17 protein-coding genes are annotated in these 22,909 nt (G+C 27.8%); 16 read left to right on the top strand and 1 reads right to left on the bottom strand.

Going from position 1 to position 22,909, the window contains the following annotated elements; all coding sequences use genetic code 11:
* Positions 1-25: 25 nt before the first annotated feature.
* The 7 genes from NGI68_RS07905 (at position 26) to NGI68_RS07875 (ending at position 8,498) form a co-directional block, all read left to right on the top strand.
* Complete coding sequence (locus NGI68_RS07905; protein WP_251860939.1) at positions 26-2,392, top strand: endonuclease MutS2; 2,367 nt, start codon at positions 26-28, stop codon at positions 2,390-2,392.
* Positions 2,393-2,523: 131 nt separating this feature from the next.
* Positions 2,524-2,982, top strand: a complete 459-nt coding sequence (locus tag NGI68_RS07900; protein WP_251860938.1) for a 2-thiouracil desulfurase family protein — start codon at positions 2,524-2,526, stop codon at positions 2,980-2,982.
* Positions 2,983-3,407: 425 nt separating this feature from the next.
* Positions 3,408-5,240 (top strand): LTA synthase family protein, encoded by a 1,833-nt coding sequence (locus tag NGI68_RS07895; protein ID WP_251860937.1) that lies wholly within the window; start codon positions 3,408-3,410, stop codon positions 5,238-5,240.
* Between the two features lie 2 nt (positions 5,241-5,242).
* Complete coding sequence (locus tag NGI68_RS07890) at positions 5,243-5,479, top strand: hypothetical protein (protein ID WP_251860936.1); 237 nt, start codon at positions 5,243-5,245, stop codon at positions 5,477-5,479.
* A 342-nt stretch (positions 5,480-5,821) separates the two neighbouring features.
* Positions 5,822-6,835, top strand: coding sequence for an alpha-hydroxy-acid oxidizing protein (locus NGI68_RS07885; protein WP_251860935.1), 1,014 nt, complete (start codon positions 5,822-5,824; stop codon positions 6,833-6,835).
* Between the two features lie 269 nt (positions 6,836-7,104).
* Positions 7,105-8,007: a phosphate butyryltransferase gene (locus tag NGI68_RS07880; RefSeq protein WP_251860934.1), complete on the top strand. Its 903-nt coding sequence runs from the start codon at positions 7,105-7,107 to the stop codon at positions 8,005-8,007.
* Positions 8,008-8,225: 218 nt separating this feature from the next.
* Entirely contained in the window at positions 8,226-8,498 is a 273-nt protein-coding gene (locus NGI68_RS07875) for a hypothetical protein (RefSeq protein WP_251860933.1), read from the top strand.
* 87 nt (positions 8,499-8,585) lie between these two features.
* Here the strand turns inward: NGI68_RS07875 and NGI68_RS07870 are convergent, their stop codons facing one another.
* Complete coding sequence (locus tag NGI68_RS07870; RefSeq protein WP_251860932.1) at positions 8,586-10,046, bottom strand: aminotransferase class I/II-fold pyridoxal phosphate-dependent enzyme; 1,461 nt, start codon at positions 10,044-10,046, stop codon at positions 8,586-8,588.
* A gap of 202 nt (positions 10,047-10,248) precedes the next feature.
* Between NGI68_RS07870 and NGI68_RS07865 the strand changes: the two genes are divergently transcribed.
* The 9 genes from NGI68_RS07865 to NGI68_RS07825 all read left to right on the top strand — a co-directional run bounded on the left by NGI68_RS07865 (position 10,249) and on the right by NGI68_RS07825 (position 22,836).
* Positions 10,249-10,662, top strand: coding sequence for a 50S ribosomal protein L25 (locus NGI68_RS07865; protein ID WP_251860931.1), 414 nt, complete (start codon positions 10,249-10,251; stop codon positions 10,660-10,662).
* On the top strand, positions 10,659-10,784 hold the full coding sequence (locus NGI68_RS07860; protein WP_353505367.1) for a hypothetical protein: 126 nt from the start codon (positions 10,659-10,661) through the stop codon (positions 10,782-10,784). Before NGI68_RS07865 ends, NGI68_RS07860 begins: the two co-directional genes overlap by 4 nt.
* A gap of 286 nt (positions 10,785-11,070) precedes the next feature.
* Positions 11,071-12,798: a phospho-sugar mutase gene (locus NGI68_RS07855; RefSeq protein ID WP_251860930.1), complete on the top strand. Its 1,728-nt coding sequence runs from the start codon at positions 11,071-11,073 to the stop codon at positions 12,796-12,798.
* Positions 12,799-12,953: 155 nt separating this feature from the next.
* On the top strand, positions 12,954-14,030 hold the full coding sequence (locus NGI68_RS07850) for a tetratricopeptide repeat protein (protein WP_251860929.1): 1,077 nt from the start codon (positions 12,954-12,956) through the stop codon (positions 14,028-14,030).
* Positions 14,031-14,069: 39 nt separating this feature from the next.
* Positions 14,070-14,966, top strand: coding sequence for a UTP--glucose-1-phosphate uridylyltransferase GalU (gene galU, locus NGI68_RS07845; RefSeq protein ID WP_251860928.1), 897 nt, complete (start codon positions 14,070-14,072; stop codon positions 14,964-14,966).
* A gap of 194 nt (positions 14,967-15,160) precedes the next feature.
* Entirely contained in the window at positions 15,161-18,166 is a 3,006-nt protein-coding gene (locus NGI68_RS07840) for an N-acetylmuramoyl-L-alanine amidase (RefSeq protein WP_251860927.1), read from the top strand.
* A gap of 194 nt (positions 18,167-18,360) precedes the next feature.
* Positions 18,361-20,217: a polysaccharide biosynthesis protein gene (locus NGI68_RS07835; RefSeq protein ID WP_251860926.1), complete on the top strand. Its 1,857-nt coding sequence runs from the start codon at positions 18,361-18,363 to the stop codon at positions 20,215-20,217.
* 130 nt (positions 20,218-20,347) lie between these two features.
* The gene (locus NGI68_RS07830; RefSeq protein ID WP_251860925.1) at positions 20,348-21,664 is read left to right on the top strand and encodes a nucleotide sugar dehydrogenase; all 1,317 of its coding nucleotides are present in this window, start codon (positions 20,348-20,350) and stop codon (positions 21,662-21,664) included.
* A gap of 62 nt (positions 21,665-21,726) precedes the next feature.
* Positions 21,727-22,836 carry a Gfo/Idh/MocA family protein gene (locus tag NGI68_RS07825; protein WP_251860924.1) on the top strand — a complete coding sequence of 370 codons (1,110 nt, stop codon included), beginning with the start codon at positions 21,727-21,729 and terminating at the stop codon, positions 22,834-22,836.
* The last annotated feature ends 73 nt before the right edge of the window (positions 22,837-22,909 follow it).

Raw genomic sequence — 22,909 nt, 5'->3', positions numbered from 1 at the left:
GGAATTTTTAAAGGGGTGTAATAAAGTGAAAAATAAATCCATTAAGGTTTTAGAATTTAATAAGATACAGGAGTTTTTAAAAAATTATACTTGTACAAAAGCTGCAAAGGATATAATAGAAGATTTAAGACCTTATGATAGTGTATATGAAGTAACAGAACATCTACAAGAAACAAAAGAGGCATTTAAATTATTAGTTACAAAGGGAGCACCACCATTTGAAGGGGTGTATGATGTAAGAAATGGAATTTCTTTAGCAGAAAAAGGATCCACATTATTGCCAGGTCAGTTGTTAAAAATAGCAGCGGTTTTAAGATGTGCAAGAAGATTTAAGGAATATATAAATCATAAGGAAGAAGAAGAAAGCTATAGAGTTTTAGAGGATATATGTGAAGGCATTTTTTCTTTACCTAAAATAGAAGAAGAAATATTTAGTGCCATAGAAGGAGAAGATGAAATAGCAGATAGAGCTAGTTCTACTCTTTATAATATAAGGAGATCTTTAAAGGAAAAGAATTATTCTGTAAGAGATAAAATAAATTCTTTGGTTAGAAGTTACTCCTCTTATCTTCAAGAAAATATATATACAGTTAGAGGAGATAGATATGTTTTACCAGTAAAATCAGAACATAAAGGTGCAGTACCAGGGCTTGTACATGATCAAAGCTCCACAGGAGCTACTCTTTTTATAGAACCTATGAGCTTGGTAAATTTAAATAATGAAATAAAAGAGCTCATGTTAAAAGAAAAGGCAGAAATAGAAAGGATACTAAGCGTCTTGTCTCAAAGAATAAATTCTAATATAACAGGGGTAAAGACAGATGCTAGTATAGTATGGGAATTAGACTTTATATTTGCAAAGGCTAAATTTGCTAGCGAATATAATTGTACATGTCCAATTATTGATGATGAAGGTACTGTGGATATTATAGAGGGAAGACATCCTCTTATAGATAGAAAAAAAGTAGTACCTATAAGTGTTAAGCTAGGGGGAGATTTTACATCTCTAATAATAACAGGACCTAATACAGGAGGTAAAACTGTAACTTTAAAGACTGTAGGTTTAATACATTTAATGGCTATGAGCGGACTTATGATTCCAGCTAGAGAAAATTCTGTAGTAGGTTATTTTCATAATGTTTTTGCAGATATAGGGGATGAGCAAAGTATAGAGCAGAGTTTGTCTACTTTTTCATCTCATATGAAAAATATAGTAGATATTATGGATAAGGCAGATGAAAATTCTTTGGTATTGTTTGATGAATTAGGAGCAGGGACGGATCCAACAGAAGGGGCAGCCTTAGCTATTTCTATATTAGAAAACTTGAGAGAAAGAGGATGTAAGATAATTGCCACAACTCATTATAGTGAATTAAAGGCTTATGCATTAAAAAGAGAAGGGGTAGAAAATGCTTCCGTTGAGTTTGATGTGGAAACATTGAGACCCACATATAGATTGCTAATAGGTGTACCTGGTAAATCAAATGCTTTTGAAATATCTAAAAGGCTAGGTTTACCAGACTATGTAATAGATTTTGCAAGACAAAATATATCAAATGAAAACATAAGATTTGAAGAATTAATTCAAAATTTACAAGAAAAAAGTATAAAGGCTCAAGAAGATGCTAGACTGGCAGAAAATCTTAAGTTAGAAAGAGATAAAGAGAAGAGAAAATATCAAGAAAAATTAGAAGGACTTCAAAAAGTAAGAGATAATGCATTGATAGAAGCAAGAAGAGAAGCTAAAAACATAATAAAAGAAGCAAAAGAAGAGGCGGATAAAATATTAAAAGATATTAGACAATTAGAAAGAATGGGTTACTCTTCAGATGCGAGACGTAAATTAGAAGAGGAAAGAAAAAAATTAAAAGATAAATTAGATTCCATTGAAGAGAAGGAAATAAAAGCTGTTCATAAAGGAGAAGCTTTAAAGAATGTAAAAGAAGGAGACGAAGTTCTGTTAGCTTCAATAAATCAAAAGGTAATAGTATTATCTAAACCAGACAATAAAGGTGATGTATTAGTTCAAGCTGGAATTATGAAAATAACAGCTAATATGAAAGATTTAAGAGCTGCTAAAGGAAGTAATTCTAATAGTAATTATTCAAAAACTAAAAAATCTAAAAAACTTAATTTAAACCTAAGAAAAGTAGAATCTTCTGTAGATCTTAGAGGTATGGATTCAGAAGAGGCTATGTATACTGTAGACAAATATTTAGATGAGGCTTATTTAGGTGGTTTAAGAGAAGTCACTATAGTGCATGGAAAAGGGACTGGAGTCTTAAGAAAAACAATTATGGATATGTTAAAAGGCCATCCTCATGTTAAAAAGCATAGATTAGGTGAATATGGTGAAGGTGGAACTGGTGTTACAGTAGTGGAACTAAAATAGATATTCATATATATATTAAATTTATAAATATATTTCATTGAACTTTTAAGAATAGTCATAGAAATTTAATAATAAATAGTTTATTAAAGATTTGTGTAGTAAATAGGTTTATGGGTAAAAGGAGGAGCTATATGATATTAATAAGTGCTTGCCTTTGTGGAGTTAATTGCAAATATAGTGGCGGAAATAATATGAATGAGAAAGTATTAAAGTTATTTAAAGAGGGAAAAGCCGTTTTAGTCTGTCCAGAACAATTAGGAGGGCAGCAAACTCCAAGACCAGCTCATGAAATAAATAACGCTACTGGAGCAGATGTACTAAATGGAAAAGCTAAGGTTATAGGACCGGATGGAGAAGATTCTACCAAAGAATTTTTGAAGGGAGCTTATGAAACTTTAAAAATAGCAAAAGAATGTGATGCGAAAGTAGCTATATTAAAAGCTAGAAGTCCGTCTTGTGGTTTTGGTACTATATATGATGGTACTTTTTTAGGTAATAAAAAATCTGGAAATGGGGTAACAGCAGAGCTTTTAAATAGAAATGGCATAAAGGTTTATACAGAGGATGATGATTTCATAGATAAATTGTAATTAATAGGTTAAGGATATGGGTCTATTAGTTTTATGATAGATTTATATCCTTAATTTCTTTTGAAGTATAATAGTAGAGCATTTACATTATAACAAGATTAATGTAAATTATTGTATACAGTAATGAATTATCCATAAAAATAGACCTAGATTAACTTAACATAATTATTAAACATAGATAACGTGTAACAATATAAGGAATAATTTTATAATATTTAAATATATTTCATATTAAGTATTTTTTAAGACTTTCTTTAGAATTGATTATAGATTTGGTATTATGATTTAAGTAATATTGGTAAAGGGGGAGCTGTATTTTATATAAATAAAAAAACTCAAATGGTTTTTTATTATAAAAAACTTTTTAGGACATGAACTTTAGTAATTATTATAATAATACATTTATAATTAAGGAGATTTTATGTATGGAAAAGATACTATGTTCTTTAGAAAAAAATATAAAAGAACTTTTAAAAAATAATTTTTTTTTTACAGCAATAATAGGCACTTTTATAGAGTATTATTTATTTGTATTGCTTTTGTCAGATGGTAATGCAGTTAGTATAGATTTTAGAAGTGCTTTCTTAGGGGTACCTACCATATTAATATATGTAGCTTTTACTTTAATACCATATTCTTTTGCTTTTATATTTAATGGTATAGGGCAAAAAGTTTTTATAATAATAATTAATATAATGATTTCTATGCTTTTAATATTAGATTTATGGTATTACAGAAGCTATAGTTCATTTTTAAATTTTTATATGTTCGATATGGTAAATAACTTAGATGGTTTATCTTCAAGTATATTAGCTATGTTTAGAATAGTAGACTTAATATTTTTTATAAATCCAATAATATTAATAATTTTATCTATAAAAGAATTACAATGTAAAAGTTATAAAAAAAGCCTACAAAAGTTTGCTTTGTTACTTATATTACCTGTGTTATATATAGGATATGCACACATAAAAATAGACAAGCTTGGTAGAGGATATATTTGTCAGACTCTGTTTAAAAAAACTTGGTCTCAAAATTTAGTAATGTATAACTTATCACCACTAGGTTATCATTTATTTGATTTTTATAACTATAGAGAAGATAAGAAGGTTTATAATCTATCAGAAGAAGAGAAAAATGAAATAAAAACTTATTTTAATTCAAAAGAAAAAAAACTTTCTAAAAATAATTATAGTGGTATTTTTAAGGGTAAGAATTTAATCACTATACAATTAGAGTCTTTTGAAAATTTTATTATAAATGAAAAGATAAATGGAGAAGAAATAACCCCTAATTTAAATAAGTTACTTGGTAATTCAATATATTTTTCTAATTACCATGAACATACCTTTAGTGGTACAACTTCTGATGGAGTTTTTGTTTCAAATAATTCCATGTATCCACCAATAGCAGGTACTAGTGCATTCACTTATCCTTATAATGATTATAATTCATTGCCAAAACTTTTTAAAAATGAAAAATATAATACATATTCCATGCATGGAGAAAAAGGTAATTATTGGAATTGGATGACTTCTGAAAGACATATGGGATTTGACACATGTTTAGATATATCAAAATTTAATAAAGATGAGATATTAGGATTATGTTTAAGTGATGAAAGTTTTCTATCACAAGCAGTAAAAAAAATAGAAGTTCAGAAAAAACCATATTATACATTTATGATAACAGCAAGTAGTCATAGCCCATTTAATATTCCTAGAGATAAGGTGAAGATTAAAATACCCAAAGAATTAAAAGATACAAAGACAGGGGCTTTTATAGAAGCTGCACATTATACAGATGAAATGTTGGGAAGGTTTATAAAAGAACTTGATAAAAAAGGTATGATGGAAGATACAGTTATAGCACTTTATGGTGATCATGAAGGACTTCATAAGTTCTTTAGTGAAGAAACTGGTACTCTTAAGGGTATACCAGAAAAATGGAGAAACAACGATAGAAGAGTTCCTTTAATAATTTACTCAAAAAATATAAAAGGAGAAGAAATTAGAACAAATGGAGGTCAGGTAGATTTTCTTCCAACTATAAGTTACCTTATGGGCATAAGTGAAGATAAATATATAAATACGGCTTTAGGAAGAAATCTTTTAAATACAAATTTAGATTACACTGTTTTAACAAATAAAACTTATAGAGGTAAACATGTTCCGGATGAAGAAAAGAAAAAATTTATTGATATAATAAACACTTCTAACAATATGATAAAAGCTAATTATTTTAAAGGGAGGTATTAGACATGGTATGGATATTACTTTTAATTTATCTTATGATACCAATATTATCGGTGGAAGGATTGGTATGTTGGTGTATTGGCGGTATAGGAGCATATAAGACTATAAAATTATATAGGAGTAATATAGAAGAAAAAAATAAGAAAGCGTTAAAGATTTTGGTAGTCTGTTGTATTACTGCAATTATATATAATTTAATAGTTAATTATATATCTCAAATAGTTATCTCAAAATTTTTATAAAATATTAGCTTTTATACATTGTATGTTCAGTAAAAGAATAGAAGATGGTTTTATTATAAAATATATTTATATGACTTAAATATTATAATAATAAATATAAAAATTGAAATATGAGATTTAAAATAAACCATTAATTATGAAGAAATGTATGCTATAAAAAAGATAATAACTAAATTATAAGTAAGTGGGTTATAATTTCATAGATTTATATTTTAAGGATTGTTCACTAAAATTTCAATAAATTATTTGTACTTTAAGATAGATATAAATTATAATTAAATTATGATAAGGATACAATGGATAGTGTTAAAGATATTATGTATTTTTTAAGGGGGATAAAAAATGAAATATAAGGATGTATTAAAAAATGCACGTGAAAACTTAAATGGAAGTTGTAGAGTTTGCAAAGTATGTAATGGGAAAGCCTGTAGTGGTGAAGTGCCTGGTATGGGTGGTAAAGGGACAGGAGATGCCTTTACTATAAATATAGATGCATTAGATTCATATAAGTTAAACATGAGATTGATTCATGATGCAAAAAATTCTGATACAAGTATAGAACTATTTGGGAAGAAAATGGATATGCCTATTTTTGCGGCACCAGTATCAGGAACTACTTTAAATATGGGAGGTAAATTTACAGAGGAACAGTACATATCTTGGGTAATTGGTGGATGTAGAGATTCAGGTATATATCCAATGGTAGGAGATACTGCAATAGACTCTTTTTTAATTACAAATTTAGAGCAACTTAAAAAATTTAATGGAGAAGGAATTGCTATAATAAAGCCTTGGGAAAACAATAATGTAATAAATAAAATAAGATTAGCAGAACAAGCAGGAGCTTATGCTGTTGGTATGGATATAGATGCAGCAGGACTTATAACGTTGGCTCTTCATGGAAAGCCAGTAGGACCTAAAACTGTGGAAGAAATAAAGGAGATAGTAGAAAGTACTAAATTACCATTTATATTAAAAGGTATAATGACAGTTGAAGATGCTAAATTAGCTGTAGAAGCAGGAGTAGATGCTATTGTAGTATCAAATCATGGTGGTAGAGTTTTAGATCAAACTCCAGGTGTAGCAGATGTATTACCTGAAATTGCAGAAGCTGTTAAAGGAAAGGTGACAATATTAGCAGATGGTGGTGTAAGAACTGGAGTGGATATATTGAAAATGATAGCTTTAGGAGCAGATGCAGTTTTAATAGGAAGACCTTTTGTAACAGCTTCTTTTGGAGGAGAAAGAGAAGGAGTAAAAACATACGTTGAAAATCTAAAAAGTGAATTGAAATCAGCTATGATATTAACCGGATGTGGCAGTATAAAAGATATAGATGGAAAGATAATATACTAGATAAAGAGATATTTTAATAGTAATATTTTATATAATTAATAGCTATCTAATTTTCAATAAGATGAAACTACATGTCTATAGTGAGGTCATCTTAAAAAAACATCTATGCAATATTATAGAACTTTATAAGGTTCAGATGAGGACAAGTATTTTTAAATAAAAAACTTCATTTGAACCTTTATTTTATAATATGTCAATTGATTTGTTAGCATATATAAATAATAGATTTTGTAATGGTTTACTAATAAATTAAAATGGAGGATTTAGCTATGATAAAATCACTTAAAGATATTATAAAGTTAGCTAAAGAAAAAGAAAAGAAAGTTTTATCTGTAGCAGTGGCGGAAGACAAAGAGGTTCTTATATCTGTAGTTAAGGCAGTAAATCTTGGAATTGTCCATGCGATTTTAGTAGGTGATATAGATAAAATAAAAGCTATATCAAAAGAAGAAAATTTAGATATAAATGATATAAAAATAATAGATGAAAAAAATAAGAAGCAAGCCGCTGCTAGTGCAGTGAAATTAATAACTCTTGGAAAAGCAGATTTTATAATGAAAGGAATGATTGGAACAGGAGAAATATTAAAGGCTATATTAAATAAAGAAGCAGGATTAAGAGGGGAAAATTTATTGTCTCATGTTATGATATATGATGTACCAACTTATCATAAATTATTATTCTTAACAGATGGGGGGATTGTACCTTACCCTCAACTAAATGATAAAATAGCTATTTTAAAAAATGCAGTAAAAGTTACAAATTCTTTAGAAATACAAAACCCTAAAGTAGCACCAATTTGTGCGGTAGAAGTGGTAAACCCTAATATGCAATCTACCATAGATGCAGCAGCATTAACTCAGATGAATAAAAGAGGACAATTAAAAGGGTGCGTCGTAGATGGGCCATTAGCTTTAGATAATGCTATATCTAAAGAAGCGGCGGAACATAAAGGAATAAAAAGTGATGTAGCAGGGGATGTAGATATACTTTTAGTTCCAAGTATGGAATCAGGAAATTTTCTTGCAAAATCTATGGGGTATTTAGCTAAAGCGGAAAATGCTGGAATAGTTGTTGGAGCTAAATGTCCTATAGTTTTAGTGTCAAGAGCGGATACAGCAAAAACTAAGTTATATTCTATAGCCCTAGGTGCATTATCCTGTAATAAATAAAACTAAATATTTTAATATTAAGTTTAAATATAACTTTAATGAATTTCATTTAAATATAATCTTATAATGCGAGAATATATTGAATGGTTTAATAATACATATTATTAAACATAGAGTTATATATGATAATATGTGTATAAGAAATAATGCTTGTATATTTGACATAAATAATGTAAAAAGTAAAATGTTAATATAGAAGCTGAAGGAGGATTTTAACTATGGATTTTTTGTCGAGAATAGACAGTTATGCAGAAACGGATAGAGTTGCTCAAATTTATGGACATGATAAATTGACTTATAAAGAGCTAAAGCAGAAATCAGATGCATTAGCTTGTTATTTTTTTGACCAATTAAAAGAAAATAAAAAACCTATCATTATAAGAAGTAGTATTATTTTTAATTCTATATTTCACTTTATAATATTATTTGCTATATTAATAATAAGTATTGTTTTTTCCAGCGAATATACTTATGTTTATTCACAATTTTAAAAAACAGACATTAATAGAATATAATTATAATGCAAAGTTTACAATATAAAAACCTCAGATTAATTTTAATCTGAGGTTTTGTCCATTTTATCTTACGATTTTTATATATTCAACTTCAGGATCTTCTGTACCTTGGACATACAATCCTGTTTCTTTTAATCTCTCTACATAATCCACAATTTCTTGAGTTATTATTTCTCCTGGACATAATACTGGAATTCCTGGAGGGTAAGCCATTAAAAATTCACCACTTACTTTCCCAACACTGTCTTTTAAAAGAACACACTCTTTAATACCATTAAATGCTTTTCTTGGAGCTGCTGTGTTCTCTGGTATTTCAGGAACATCTATAAAACTATTTTGTTTTGTGCCTTTGCCATAATATTCTTGGCTAATTTCTTTTAATGAATTTATTAGGGAGTTTATAGATTCTTTAGTATCTCCAAATGAACCCACAGCAAGTACATTATATAAGTCAGATAATTCAACTTGAATATGATATTTTTCACATAATAGCATATCTAAATCATAACCAGTAATACCCAAATCTCTACAATTAATAGTAATCTTAGTAGGATCCAAAGCATATACTCCAGGCTTTCCTAATAATTCTTTCCCAAAACAATAAAAACCAGGAATTTTATTAATTTCATCTCTGGCATATGTTGCTAGATCTATAGCTTTATCTAAAAGTTCTTTACCATTTAGGGCTATTTGTCTTCTAGAACAATCTAAAGAAGCCATCAATATATAAGAGGGAGATGTAGTTTGAAGTAAACTTAGTACTTGCTGAACTCTATTTATGTCTATTCTTTTGGATTTCACTTGAAGTAATGAACACTGAGTTAAAGCACCTATTATCTTGTGAGTACTTTGAGCACACATATCAGCTCCAGCTTTCATAGCGGATATAGGTAATCTATCATTAAAACCAAGGTGTGGACCATGAGCTTCATCCACAATTAAAGGAATATTATAGTTGTGAACAATTTCTGCAATTTTTTTTATATCTGTAGATACTCCGTAATAAGTAGGATTTATGATTAAAACTGCTTTTGCATCAGGGTTTTCTTTTAAAGTTTCTTCAACAGTTTCAGGTGTAACATTGTGAGCTATTCCTACTTTTTTATCTAGCTCAGGTTGCATATAGACAGGTACTGACCCACTTAATATAATACCTGCAGTAACAGATTTATGAACGTTTCTTGGAATTATAATTTTATCTCCATCACCAACTGTAGATAAAATCATGGCTTGTATGGCACCTGAAGTACCATGGATTGAAAAGAATGCTGCATCTGCTCCATAAGCATCAGCTGCTAATTCTTGTGCTTTTTTAATAGCACCAGTGGGATGATGTAAACTATCAACTAATTTAAAGACAGTTACATCAATTTTAAAAGGATTTTCTCCTATAAAATTTTTAAATTCTTTATCCATTCCTTCCCCTTTTTTGTGACCAGGAACATGAAAAGGAATTGTATTTCTATTAACATACTCCATTAAAGCGTCAAAAACTGGGGTTTCATTTTGATTTAATTTATACACTGTAATATGCACCTTCTTTCATAATAATACTCCCGTGAAACTATGAAAGCTCAATGGTTCCCGTGGATTCTTTACTTAAAACAATACTATTATAAGTTAAATGCTATTCAAATGCAACAGGTATATAAAATTTATTATATGCTTTTTTCATTGTATAAATACATAGGCGGTTTTAAATAATATGAGAGGTGGAAGGATGAATATGGAAGAATTATTTATACAAAAAAGACAAAGTAATGATACTAATAAAATAAGGAAAGAAGGTAAGGTGTCAGGTGTAATATATGGCAGAAATTTAAATAATGTGATGTTTCAAGTTGGACAAATAGAATTAAACAGCATTATTTCAGATGTAGGTCAACATGGAGTAATAGATGTAAATTGTGAGGAGCAAGATTATAAAGTTCTTATGAAAGAAGTTCAAAGAGATCCAGTAAAAAAGAATGTGATACATATAGATTTGAAAAAGATTACAAATACCTCTAATTTAATTAATGTAGAAGTGCCTATACTTTTTTCAGGTGATGAATTAATTATGAAAAAAGGTGGGATTATACAAAAAGAAAAGAATAGTGTCAAAGTAAGATGTAGAGAAAAAAACTTCCTAATAATATAAAAATAGATTTATCTAAACATGATATTGGGAAGACCCTTAGAATATCAGATTTAGAACTAGGAGAAGATATAACATTTATGGATAGCTTGGATAGTACTATAGCCTCAATATTTTTTGGATAATAAAAATAAGAAAAGATTAGGGGATAAAGATTATATAATAACTATTATAAAAGTATTTTAAAATTAAGTTTTATTATAATAATTTTTTAAATAAAAATTTTACTTTAGAATCATTACTTCCAATTAATGCATATACCACTGTGATTTATATTATGTAGTTAGCGTGCTTACAATTACATAATTCACCTCATAAAAATTTTATTTTTAAATATGATTTTTTATGAAGTAGTACAATTGTTGATGTTTTTCAATATAATGTAGTATGTAATTTTATTGGAGGTAGTAAATGAGTTATAAGGATATTTACAAGTCATGGTTATGTTCTTCAGTGTTAAAAGAAGAAGAGAAAGAAGAACTAAAAGATATAGACAATGATGAAGAGATAAAGGATAGGTTTTATAAAAGTTTAAGTTTTGGAACGGGTGGTATTAGGGGAATAGTTGGATTGGGAACAAATAGAATAAATAATTATACTATAGCTAAGGCTACAGAAGGATTGGCAAAGTATTTAGTTAATGAGTTTAAAGAACAATCTATAGCTGTTGCAATAGCTTATGATTCCAGAAATGGTTCTTTAGACTTTGCCCAAAAAGCTAGTGAAGTATTATGTTCAAATGGAATTAAAGTGTATATTTTTAGTGACATAATGTGTACTCCCATATTATCGTATGCAGTTAGAGAATTAAAATGTAAAGCAGGAATAGTTATAACAGCATCACACAATAGTAAAGAGTATAATGGATATAAAGTGTATAATCATAGTGGGAATCAAATAACAGATGAGGAAGCAAAAAATATATCCACATATATAGATGAAGTTAAAGATTTGTCTACCATACAATATATGAATATAGGGGATGCAAAGAGAGAGAATTTTTATAAATATGTTCCTATAGATCTATTAAATAAATATTTTTATAATGTAAAGACATTAACTTTAAGAAGTAATATTATAGAAAAACATGCTGATGACCTTAAAATATTATATACGCCATTACATGGAACCGGTAATGTTCCTGTTAGAAGAGCTTTATGTGAAGTTGGATATGATAATGTTTTTGTAGTTAAAGATCAAGAAAAACCAGATGGAAATTTCCCAACGGTAAAATATCCTAATCCAGAAGATAAGAGAGCCTTTGATTCTGCTTTAAAGCAAGCTAAAAGTTTAAAGCCAGATATAATAATAGCTACAGATCCTGATTGTGATAGAGTGGGGGTAATGGTTAGAGATTATATTGGAAAATATATAGCTTTAAATGGAAACGAATTAGGAATAATTCTTACGAATTATATATTAAGTTCATTAAAAGAAACAGGAAGAATACCGGCCAACTCAGTGATTTTAAAAACTATAGTTACTACAGATATGGTAAAAAATATATGTGAAGATTATAATGTAAGTGTACAAGAAGTTCTAACAGGATTTAAATATATAGGAGAAAAAATAGAAGAATTTAATAAAACTGGACAAAATAAATTTATATTTGGATTTGAGGAAAGTTATGGATACTTATTTGGAGATTTTGTTAGAGATAAGGATGGAATAATAAGTTCTGTACTGATATGTGAAATGGCTTTATATTATAAGTCACAAAATAAAAATTTAGTTGAGGTTTTGAAAGATTTATATGATAAATATGGATATTATAAAGAAAAATTAGTATCTATGGAGTTCATAGGTGAAGAAGGGAAACATAAGATAGAAAATATAATGGATTATTTAAGAACATACCATTATAAGAATATGTTTAACGAAAAAATATTGATAAAAGAAGATTATAAAAAGGGTATAAAGATAAATATTGATAAAAATAAAGAATATACTATTAAACTTCCTAAATCAAATGTTTTGAAATTTTGTTTAAATAATAATACTAGTTTTGTAGTTAGACCTTCGGGAACAGAACCTAAAATAAAAATATATTTATCATCGGTGGATGATACACGTGAAGGAGCCCATAATAAGATAAGAAATCTACAAGAAAATATAGTAAATATAATAAAGAAATTTTAAAATTAAATTTATTTAAACTAATGCATAGATTATCTTTTAGATTAATCTATGCATTAGTTATGTATTATTTAAATATTTTCGTATTTTCATTGTTTAATTATGTATATTATTATAGAATTAATATGAATATAATATATGTGATGTAGGTGATATAGATGGAAATAAAATCATATTTTGCTGAAAAGCTATCTAAAATGTTGTTTTTAGAAATAAAAAAAGAAAAGATATTAGAAGTATTTAAAGTACATGTGGATCAAAATATATATGTACCTTTGAAATCTAAAAATTTAATAGAAGAAATAAAACAAGGTGATAATCTTGATAATATACCTATTATATTTTTTGTAGAGGGAATGTTTTATGTATTAGGGTCAGATAAAAACTTCAGATTTAATAGTGAATATAAAGATATGTTGGATAATATACCCAAAAGTCAGGAATATATTAAGGGGAGAATATTTGAAGAAGTAAAGAGAGAAAATTATGAGGATGCTTATATATTATTAAAAGGTTTATTATTATTAGAAGAAAGTAAAGATATCTATAATAAGTTAATATTAATATTAGAAAATTTAAGACAAAAAGATAAAATGTATAAAGAAGAAGAACTTAATATCATAGAAAAAGCTAAAAAAATAAAAAATTATGAAAAGCCATATTTATATGAGTCTATAATAAGAAAAGAAGATAATGATTTTAAACTAGCATGGAATGCATTAGATAAATATATATCAATGGGTGGAGAGCAAACTACAGATGTTATAGAGTATAAAAATTCATTAAAGGATATATTAGATTTTGAAGAAGGAAAAGAATTAGTAGGTAAAGATCCTAAGGAAGCCTTAAAAAAATTAATACCAATTATGAATAAGCTAGAGGATAATCCTACAATATATTACTATATAGCTGTAGCTTATAGGATGATGGAAAATTATGATAAGGCTATATACTATTTAAATAAGGCATTAGAAATAGATAATGGGTTAATTGATGCAGTAAATGAATTGGCAATAAATTATGCGGCTTTAGAAAATTATGATGTTGCTATAAAATATTTAAGAAAAGCTTTTGAGGTGGAAAAATCTATAGAAATATGTACTAATCTTATAATGTGTTATTTAAATAAAGGAGATCTAAAGCAAGCTCAAAATCATATAGATATTGCTAAGAAGATTGATCCAGAAGATGAAATACTAAAAGATATCGAAAAATATTTATCAAAACATGAATAAGTTTTAATACTATATTTATTTAAAGAAAGGGGAATACATATGAAAGTTAAAAAGGCTATAATTCCTGCAGCAGGGTTGGGAACAAGATTTTTACCTGCAACTAAAGCTCAACCAAAAGAAATGCTACCAATAGTTGATAAACCAACTATACAATATATAATAGAGGAAGCTGTAAAATCAGGTATAGAGCAAATATTAATAATAACAGGCAGAAATAAAAGAGCTATAGAGGATCATTTTGATAAGTCTGTAGAATTAGAAAAAGAATTAGAAGAAAAAGATAGATCTGAAATGCTTTCTATGGTTAAGGATATATCTAATATGGCTGAAATATATTATATAAGACAAAAGGAACCTAAAGGATTAGGGCATGCCATAAGTTGTGCCAAAACTTTTGTTGGGAATGAACCCTTTGCAGTAATGCTTGGAGACGATGTGGTTTATAGTAAAGAACCATGTTTAAAACAACTTATAAAATGCTATAATGAATATCAAACAACAATAGTTGGTGTCCAAGAAGTACCGGAACAAGATGTAGATAAATATGGTATTGTAAAAGGAATGTTTATAGAAGATAGAGTATACAAAATAAAAGATTTAGTAGAAAAACCACCTAAAGAAGAAGCACCATCTAATATGGCTATATTAGGAAGATATATTATAAGTCCTGCTATATTTAATATATTAGAGAATACAAAACCAGGGAAAGGTGGAGAAATACAGCTTACAGATGCATTAAAAACCTTAATTAATAAAGAAGCAATGTATGCTTATAATTTTCAAGGTAGAAGATATGATGTTGGTGATAAATTGGGATTTTTAGAAGCAACTGTAGAATATGCACTAAGGAGAGAAGGGCTAAATACAAATTTTGTTGAGTATTTACAGAAATTAAAAAATAATAAGGAATTTAATGAATTATTTAAAGAAATATAAGAAGGTGGCTAAAAGCCATCTTCTTTATTTACTATATAAAATATATTCTACATAGTACGATAATAAATTTAATGTTATATTTGTTTTAAACAATATAATAAATCAATAATTGTATCTAATTAATAAACTTTTTATGTTGAAAAGACTATAATATTGAAAGCTATGATATAATAATTCACAAAGGAGGTGAATTTATGAATAAAAGTCAAAAATTCTATTATAAGGAAAGGAGGAATAATATGGCATATAGTGGGGTAAAAAAAATAATTATAAATTTTATCATGTTATTTTTTATTGGTGCAACTTTATTACCAATTAAAGTACAAGCAAGTGGAACTACAAAAATAATGGGACAAGCTAAATTAACACAACAACAGGCATTTAATTATTTTAAGACTAAAAATAGCCTAAAAAGTGATCAATCTGTAAAAGATTTTATTTCTATAGTCTGGCAGGAAGCCGCTACAGAAGGAATAAGGGCAGATGTGGCTTTTATACAAATGATGAAGGAAACAAACTTTTTAAAATTTACAGGAGATGTAAAGGAAAAACAAAATAATTTTGCAGGTATTGGTGCCACAGGCGGAGGAGTACAAGGAGCTCATTTTAACGATGTAAGAACTGGAGTAAGAGCGGTTATACAACATTTAAAAGCATATTGTAGTACTGAAGCGTTAAAGAACCCATGCGTAGATCCTAGATTTACATATGTTGAAAGAGGCATAAGTCCTTATGTTGAGTGGTTAGGTATTGGAGAAAATCCTCAACATCCAGACAAAGGTTGGGCTGCAGATAGAAACTATGGTAAAAGTATAATTGCTATGATGGAAGTGGCAAAAAAAATAGTTGATTATCCAGAAACGTCAGGAGATATTACAAATCCTAAAATAACTTACTTAAATCCAGTTAATGATACTATATTAGATGGAGAAAATATAAGTTTAAAAGTAAAAAGTAATTATAATGGAGATGTTGAATATAAGGCATATATATATCTAGAAGATAAAGGAATATGGGAAGTAGCTGCAGATTATTCACAAAATGTGTGTAGAGGAGATAGTGAGAAAACAATAATCTTAAATAAAAAGTATCCAGAAGGTAAATATAGAATATCTGTATGGGTAAGAAAGAAAGGAACAGAAGGGAATATAAAAACAGATTTAGGAAGTTATGATGCATATTCGACTACTTATGTTAATGTAGAAAAAAATACAGAAAAAATAAAAATAACTTACTTAAATCCAGTTAATAATACTATATTAGATGGAGAAAATATAAGTTTAAAAGTAAAAAGTAATTATAATGGAGATGTTGAATATAAGGCATATATATATCTAGAAGATAAAGGAATATGGGAAGTAGCTGCAGATTATTCACAAAATGTGTGTAGAGGAGATAGTGAGAAAACAATAATCTTAAATAAAAAGTATCCAGAAGGTAAATATAGAATATCTGTATGGGTAAGAAAGAAAGGAACAGAAGGGAATATAAAAACAGATTTAGGAAGTTATGATGCATATTCGACTACTTATGTTAATGTAGATATAAATACAGAAAAAATAAAAATAACTTACTTAAATCCAGTTAATAATACTATATTAGATGGAGAAAATATAAGTTTAAAAGTAAAAAGTAATTATAATGGAGATGTTGAATATAAGGCATATATATATCTAGAAGATAAAGGAATATGGGAAGTAGCTGCAGATTATTCACAAAATGTGTGTAGAGGAGATAGTGAAAAAACAATAATCTTAAATAAAAAGTATCCAGAAGGTAAATATAGAATATCTGTATGGGTAAGAAAGAAAGGAACAGAAGGGAATATAAAAACAGATTTAGGAAGTTATGATGCATATTCAACTACTTATGTTAATGTAAAAGATTTAAAAATAACTTGTATTAAGAAAAAAAATGATTTTATTGAAACTTCACAGAAACAAGAAATAAGGGCTATAAGTAATACAACCAATAAAGTTCAATACAAGGTGCTTATGCAAGAACCAAGATCAACACAATGGAAAGTGATAAAAGATTATGGACAAGTTATTAATGGAAATGAAGAATATATAATAAATCCCAATATTAATTATTCAAAAGGTACTTATAGAATATCTGTATGGATAAAGAAAGCTGGTACAGAAGGTAAGATAACTAACGCAGAAGGATTGGGAAAGTATGATAATTATGCTACAATTAGTTTTAATGTTTATCAGCCTTTGAAGATATCATCCTTGAATCTACAAAAATCAATACTAAATACTTCTAATATGCAAAATTATTTTATTTCTGCAAGTGATGGATCTTTAGTTCAATATAAGGTATTAATTAACTATGTTGGTACCAATAAATGGGAGGTGATTCAGAATTATGGCGAACCCATAAAAGGAGATATAGTACATAATGTAACTCCAAATTTTAAATATAAACCAGGTGAATATAGAGTATCTGTTTGGGTTAAAAGATATGGAACAGAAGGTAAAATAGCTAATCAGCAAGGGTTAGGAAAATATGATGATTATAAAACTATTAATTTTAAATGTGTGGATGAGTTAATAAAAACTATAGTTTTAGATGCAGGTCATGGCGGTAAAGATTCAGGAGCAGTATCTTCTAGAGCAACTGGAAATATACATGAAGCAGATATAGTTCAAAAGATTACTTTAAAGCTTGGTAATATGCTTAAGGCTCAAGGATATAATGTTATATATACTAGAGATAAAATAGATCTTTATAATTATCCATCAGTAGCACAGAATTTAGAGGATAGGGTGAATGTAGCTAATTCAATAAATGCAGATTTATTCTTAAGTATACATGCTGATTCAGCGTCACCATCGGCTCAAGGTCATGGAGGACACTATAGTAGTTATAGACCAGGGTTAGATAATTCAGGAGTATACGAAGAACAAAGCGAATATGGCTATACATATTATGATAGAACTCCTTGTGATGCAGCATTAAAGAGTAAAGTATTATCACAACTTATAGTCAATGAATTATCTTCTTTAGGGTCAACAAATAGAGGAATAAAGGATCATAATCTATATGTTACAAAAAACACCAAGATGCCTTCTGTACTTGTAGAATGTGGATTTGTATCTAATGATGCAGAGGTTAGAAAATTGAATAGTGATTCTTATCAAAATCAAATAGCTCAAAAACTTTACAATGCAGTAACAAAATTGTTTAGTATGTAATATAAAAATTAATGAAAACCGTTGATATAATATTGTATTAACGGTTTTTATCTGTATTATTTATAAAATTAAAGCTATATTTTTTATTTATTGTATATGTGATAAAATAAAGATATTGCAAAAAATTGTTGAATAATTTTATCAATGATGTAAAATTAATAAGTAGAGTTTATGTTTAGTAAGGAAGTGATTGTGTGAAAAAGGATAAAAAGATGATTTTTTATGATATATTATTAATAATTTTATCATTATATTTAGCAATTTTACTTAGATTTGATTTTGGTATGGCTTCAGAATTTAAAAAATATATGGTGTTTTTTAAATTATCAGTAATCCCAGTTATAATAATAACGTTATTTTTTAATAAAATATTTAATCTGTATAGTAGCATATGGAAGTATGCTTCTGTAGAGGAGCTTATGTCTATAGTCTATTCAGTTTCTATATCTAATATTATATTTGTAATTTATAGCTTTTTTGTAAATTATAAAATTTTTGAAAGTAATTATTATAGATTCCCATTTACTGTACATATAATATTTTGGATATTATCCATAGTATGTTTAGGTGGCACAAGATTTATATATAGGGTTATAGAGGATAAAGAAGGCAATAAAGGTAAGTATAATTGTGACTCTAAAGAGAAGAAACTGCTCATAATAGGGGCAGGAGATGCGGCAGCTCTTATTATAAAAGAAATAAAGAGAAATAAAGAATTAAATTATAATGTTATGGGACTTATAGATGATGATATGGAAAAAATGGGCAAAAGAATAAATGGTATACCCGTTTTAGGTGGAAGAGAAAGTATTATAAGTATTGTTAATAATAAGAAAATAGATGAAATAATATTAGCTATTCCGTCTGCATCACCTCCAATTAAAAGTGATATAGTATCTATCTGTAAAGAAACTAGTTGCAAATTAAAAACTTTACCAAGTATGGATAAAATAATACAAGGTAAATTTAATATGAGTAAATTAAGAGATGTAAGCATTGAGGATTTGCTTGGAAGAGAGGAAGTTAAACTAGACAATAGTGGAATAAATAAATATATAAAGGATAAAGTAGTTTTAGTTACAGGTGGAGGGGGATCTATTGGATCAGAAATTTGTAGGCAGGTAGTTAAATTTTCACCTAAAAAACTATTGATATTAGACATATATGAAAATAATGCTTATGATGTTCAAATGGAATTAAATTACGAGTACCCAGAGCTAGATAAAACTGTTATAATAGCTTCTATAAGGGATAAAGAGAGATTGAAGGATGTATTTTCATTATATAAGCCTAATGTAGTATTTCATGCAGCAGCTCACAAACATGTTCCATTAATGGAAGAAAACCCAGCAGAAGCAATTAAAAATAATGTAGTAGGTACTTACAACTTAATAAAATGTGCTCATGAATTTGGAGTTGAGCGTTTCGTACAAATAAGTACAGATAAAGCTGTTAATCCAACTAATATAATGGGAGCTACAAAAAGATTTTGTGAAATAATGATTCAAGCCTTTAATGAAATAAGTAAAACAGAGTTTGTAGCAGTTAGATTTGGAAATGTTTTAGGGAGTAATGGATCTGTTATTCCATTATTTAAAAAACAAATATCCCATGGAGGACCTGTTACTGTAACTCATCCAGAGATAAACAGGTATTTTATGACTATACCTGAAGCAGCTCAATTAGTTATACAAGCAGGAGCTATGGCAAAAGGCGGAGAAATATTTGTTTTGGATATGGGAAAGCCAGTTAAAATTGTAGATTTAGCTAAAGATTTAATAACTTTATCTGGTTACAAGCCAGAAGAAGATATTAAAATTGAGTATACAGGATTAAGACCTGGGGAAAAATTATATGAAGAACTATTAATGGATGAAATAGCGTTGACATCTACAGGACACAATAAGATATTTGTAGAAAAGCCTATGGAAAATAATATAGATTTCGTAGAAAAATCCATAGAAGAATTTAAGAAAGTTGTTTATAATAATAAAGAAGAAATATTTACGTTGATGGAAAAGAAAGTACCGACATATATAAGGAGAAAATAATGTTAAAAAAATAACAAGCAACTTTAGCTATACAATCAAAAACGTGTGGATACTATAAATTATAAATATATCAACAAAAAATAAAAATATATAAATTAAGCATTTGTGCGTTGTACTAGGAGGTATAAAAATGTCACAATTAAAAAAGGATTTAATGACTAAATTAGAAAATAAAACAGCTAAACTAGGAGTAGTAGGATTAGGTTATGTGGGTCTTCCATTAGCTGTAGAAAAAGCTAAAGCTGGATTTGAAGTTATAGGCTTTGATGTTCAAGATGAAAAAGTGCAATTAGTTAATGAAGGTAAAAACTATATAGGAGATATAGTTGATAATGAATTATCAGACTTGGTTAAAGAAGGGAAATTAAAAGCAACTACAGATTTTTCTTTTGTTAGTGAAGTTGATGCAGTAGCTATCTGTGTGCCAACACCATTAGATTTGTATAAACAACCAGATATATCTTATGTTGTTAATTCAACTAAAAGTATTGCAAAATATCTTCATAGGGGTATATTAGTAGTTCTTGAAAGTACTACATATCCAGGAACAACAGAAGAAGTTTTAAAACCAATACTTGAAGAAACAGGATTAAAATGTGGAGAAGATTTCTTCTTAGGATTTTCACCTGAAAGAGTTGATCCAGGCAATAAACAATTCAAAACTAAAAATACACCTAAAGTTGTAGGGGGCTGTACAGAAGAATGTACAGAAGTAGCTGCTATGCTTTATAGAAGTGTATTAGAAGGAGAAGTATATGTAGTATCTTCACCAGCAGTTGCAGAAATGGAAAAAATATTAGAAAATACTTTTAGAAATATAAACATAGGTTTAGCTAATGAAATGGCTATATTATGTAAAAAGATGAATATAGATGTATTTGAGGTTATAGATGCAGCAAAAACAAAACCATATGGATTTATGGCATTTTATCCAGGTCCGGGACTTGGTGGTCATTGCATACCATTAGATCCTTTCTATTTAGAATGGAAAGCTAAAGAATATGATTTCCATACTAAATTAATAGAAGTATCAGGAGAAATAAACGACCGTATGCCTGAATTTGTAGTTGAAAATGCTATGAAATTATTAAATGAAGATAAAAAACCTATGAATGGATCAAAAGTTTTATTACTTGGAGCTGCTTATAAAAATGATATAGATGATATGAGAGAATCTCCAACATTAAAAGTAATAGAACATCTAGAGAAAAATGGAGCTAATGTTCAAGTTAATGATCCATATATACCTGAGTTTAAACATAAAGGTAAATTATATAAATCAGTAGATCTAGAAAAAGGGTTAGAAGAAGCTGATATAGTAATTATAACTACAAATCATAGTTGTTATGATTATGAGCACATAGTAGAAAAAGCTAAAATCTTATATGACACAAGAAATGCTACAAAGTATGTAAAGAATAATAGAGAAAAAATACACAAACTATAATATAAATAATAGGATAAGTTCTTTTGGACTTATCCTAATTATTAAAATTTGGAGGTATGGTCATGAAAAAATTAAAATTTGCTATTGTTGGTTGTGGAAGAATTTCTTATAAACATGTGGAAGCTATAATAAATAATAAGGAAGAAGCAGAACTAGTAGCAGTTTGTGATATTATTGAAGAGAAAGCCATAGAAAAGAAAAATGATTATATATCAAAATTAAATGAAGAAGCTAATGTAAAAGTATATACAGATTACAAAGAAATGTTGAAGAAAGAAGATGTAGACGTAGTTACTATAGCTACAGAAAGTGGATATCATCCTGAAATAGCTATAAATTGTATGGATAATAAGAAGCATATAATATGCGAAAAACCTATGGCTTTATCTGTAGATGATGCAGATAAGATGATACAGTCAGCAAAGAAAAATAATGTTAAACTTTGTGTAAGTCATCAAAATAGATTTAATAAGCCAATACAACAATTAAGAAAAGCAGTAGAATCAAATAGATTTGGAAGATTAGTAAATGGTACTGCAAGAATATTATGGAATAGAAATATGGGATACTATAAGCAGGCACCATGGAGAGGAACTTGGGAACTTGATGGTGGTACTTTAATGAACCAGTGTATACACAATATAGATTTGCTTCAATGGATGATGGGTGGAGAAATTGATACAGTTTATGCGCAATGTGATACTTTCTTAAGAGATATAGACGCAGAGGACTTTGGAGCTATAGTAATAAGATTTAAAAATGGAGCTATAGGAATAGTTGAAGGAAGTGCTTGTGTATATCCTAAGAACTTAGAAGAAACATTAAGTATATTTGGAGAAAAAGGTACAGCTTGCATAGGTGGACTTGCTGTTAATAAAATAGAAACTTGGAAATTTGAAGATGGAACTGAAAATGAAGAAGAAGATATATTAAAAGCTCAAGAAGGAGATCCAGATTCAGTATATGGTTTTGGACACACTCCATTGTTTAAAGATACAATAGATTCTATAAAAGAAGATAGAACACCTCTAGTAAGTGGGGAAGAAGGTAAAAAAGGTATGGCAATAATATTGGCCGCTTATAAATCAAGACTTACAGGTATGCCAGTTAAATTTCCATTTAATAATTTTTCAACAATGGATATGGTAAATGTAGAAAAGATAAATAAATAATTTATTAATTAAAAATTAATTTTTAAAAATTACCATCAAAGTATGATATTATATTATGGTGGTAATTTTAAAG

Origin of the sequence: Clostridium sp. Marseille-Q2269 (assembly GCF_943736985.1) — a bacterium.
In the GTDB taxonomy this organism is placed as follows: Bacteria; Bacillota; Clostridia; order Clostridiales; family Clostridiaceae; genus Clostridium_F.
Note: the sequence above shows the minus strand (reverse complement) of the source record. Positions and strands in the feature narration are given on the sequence as shown.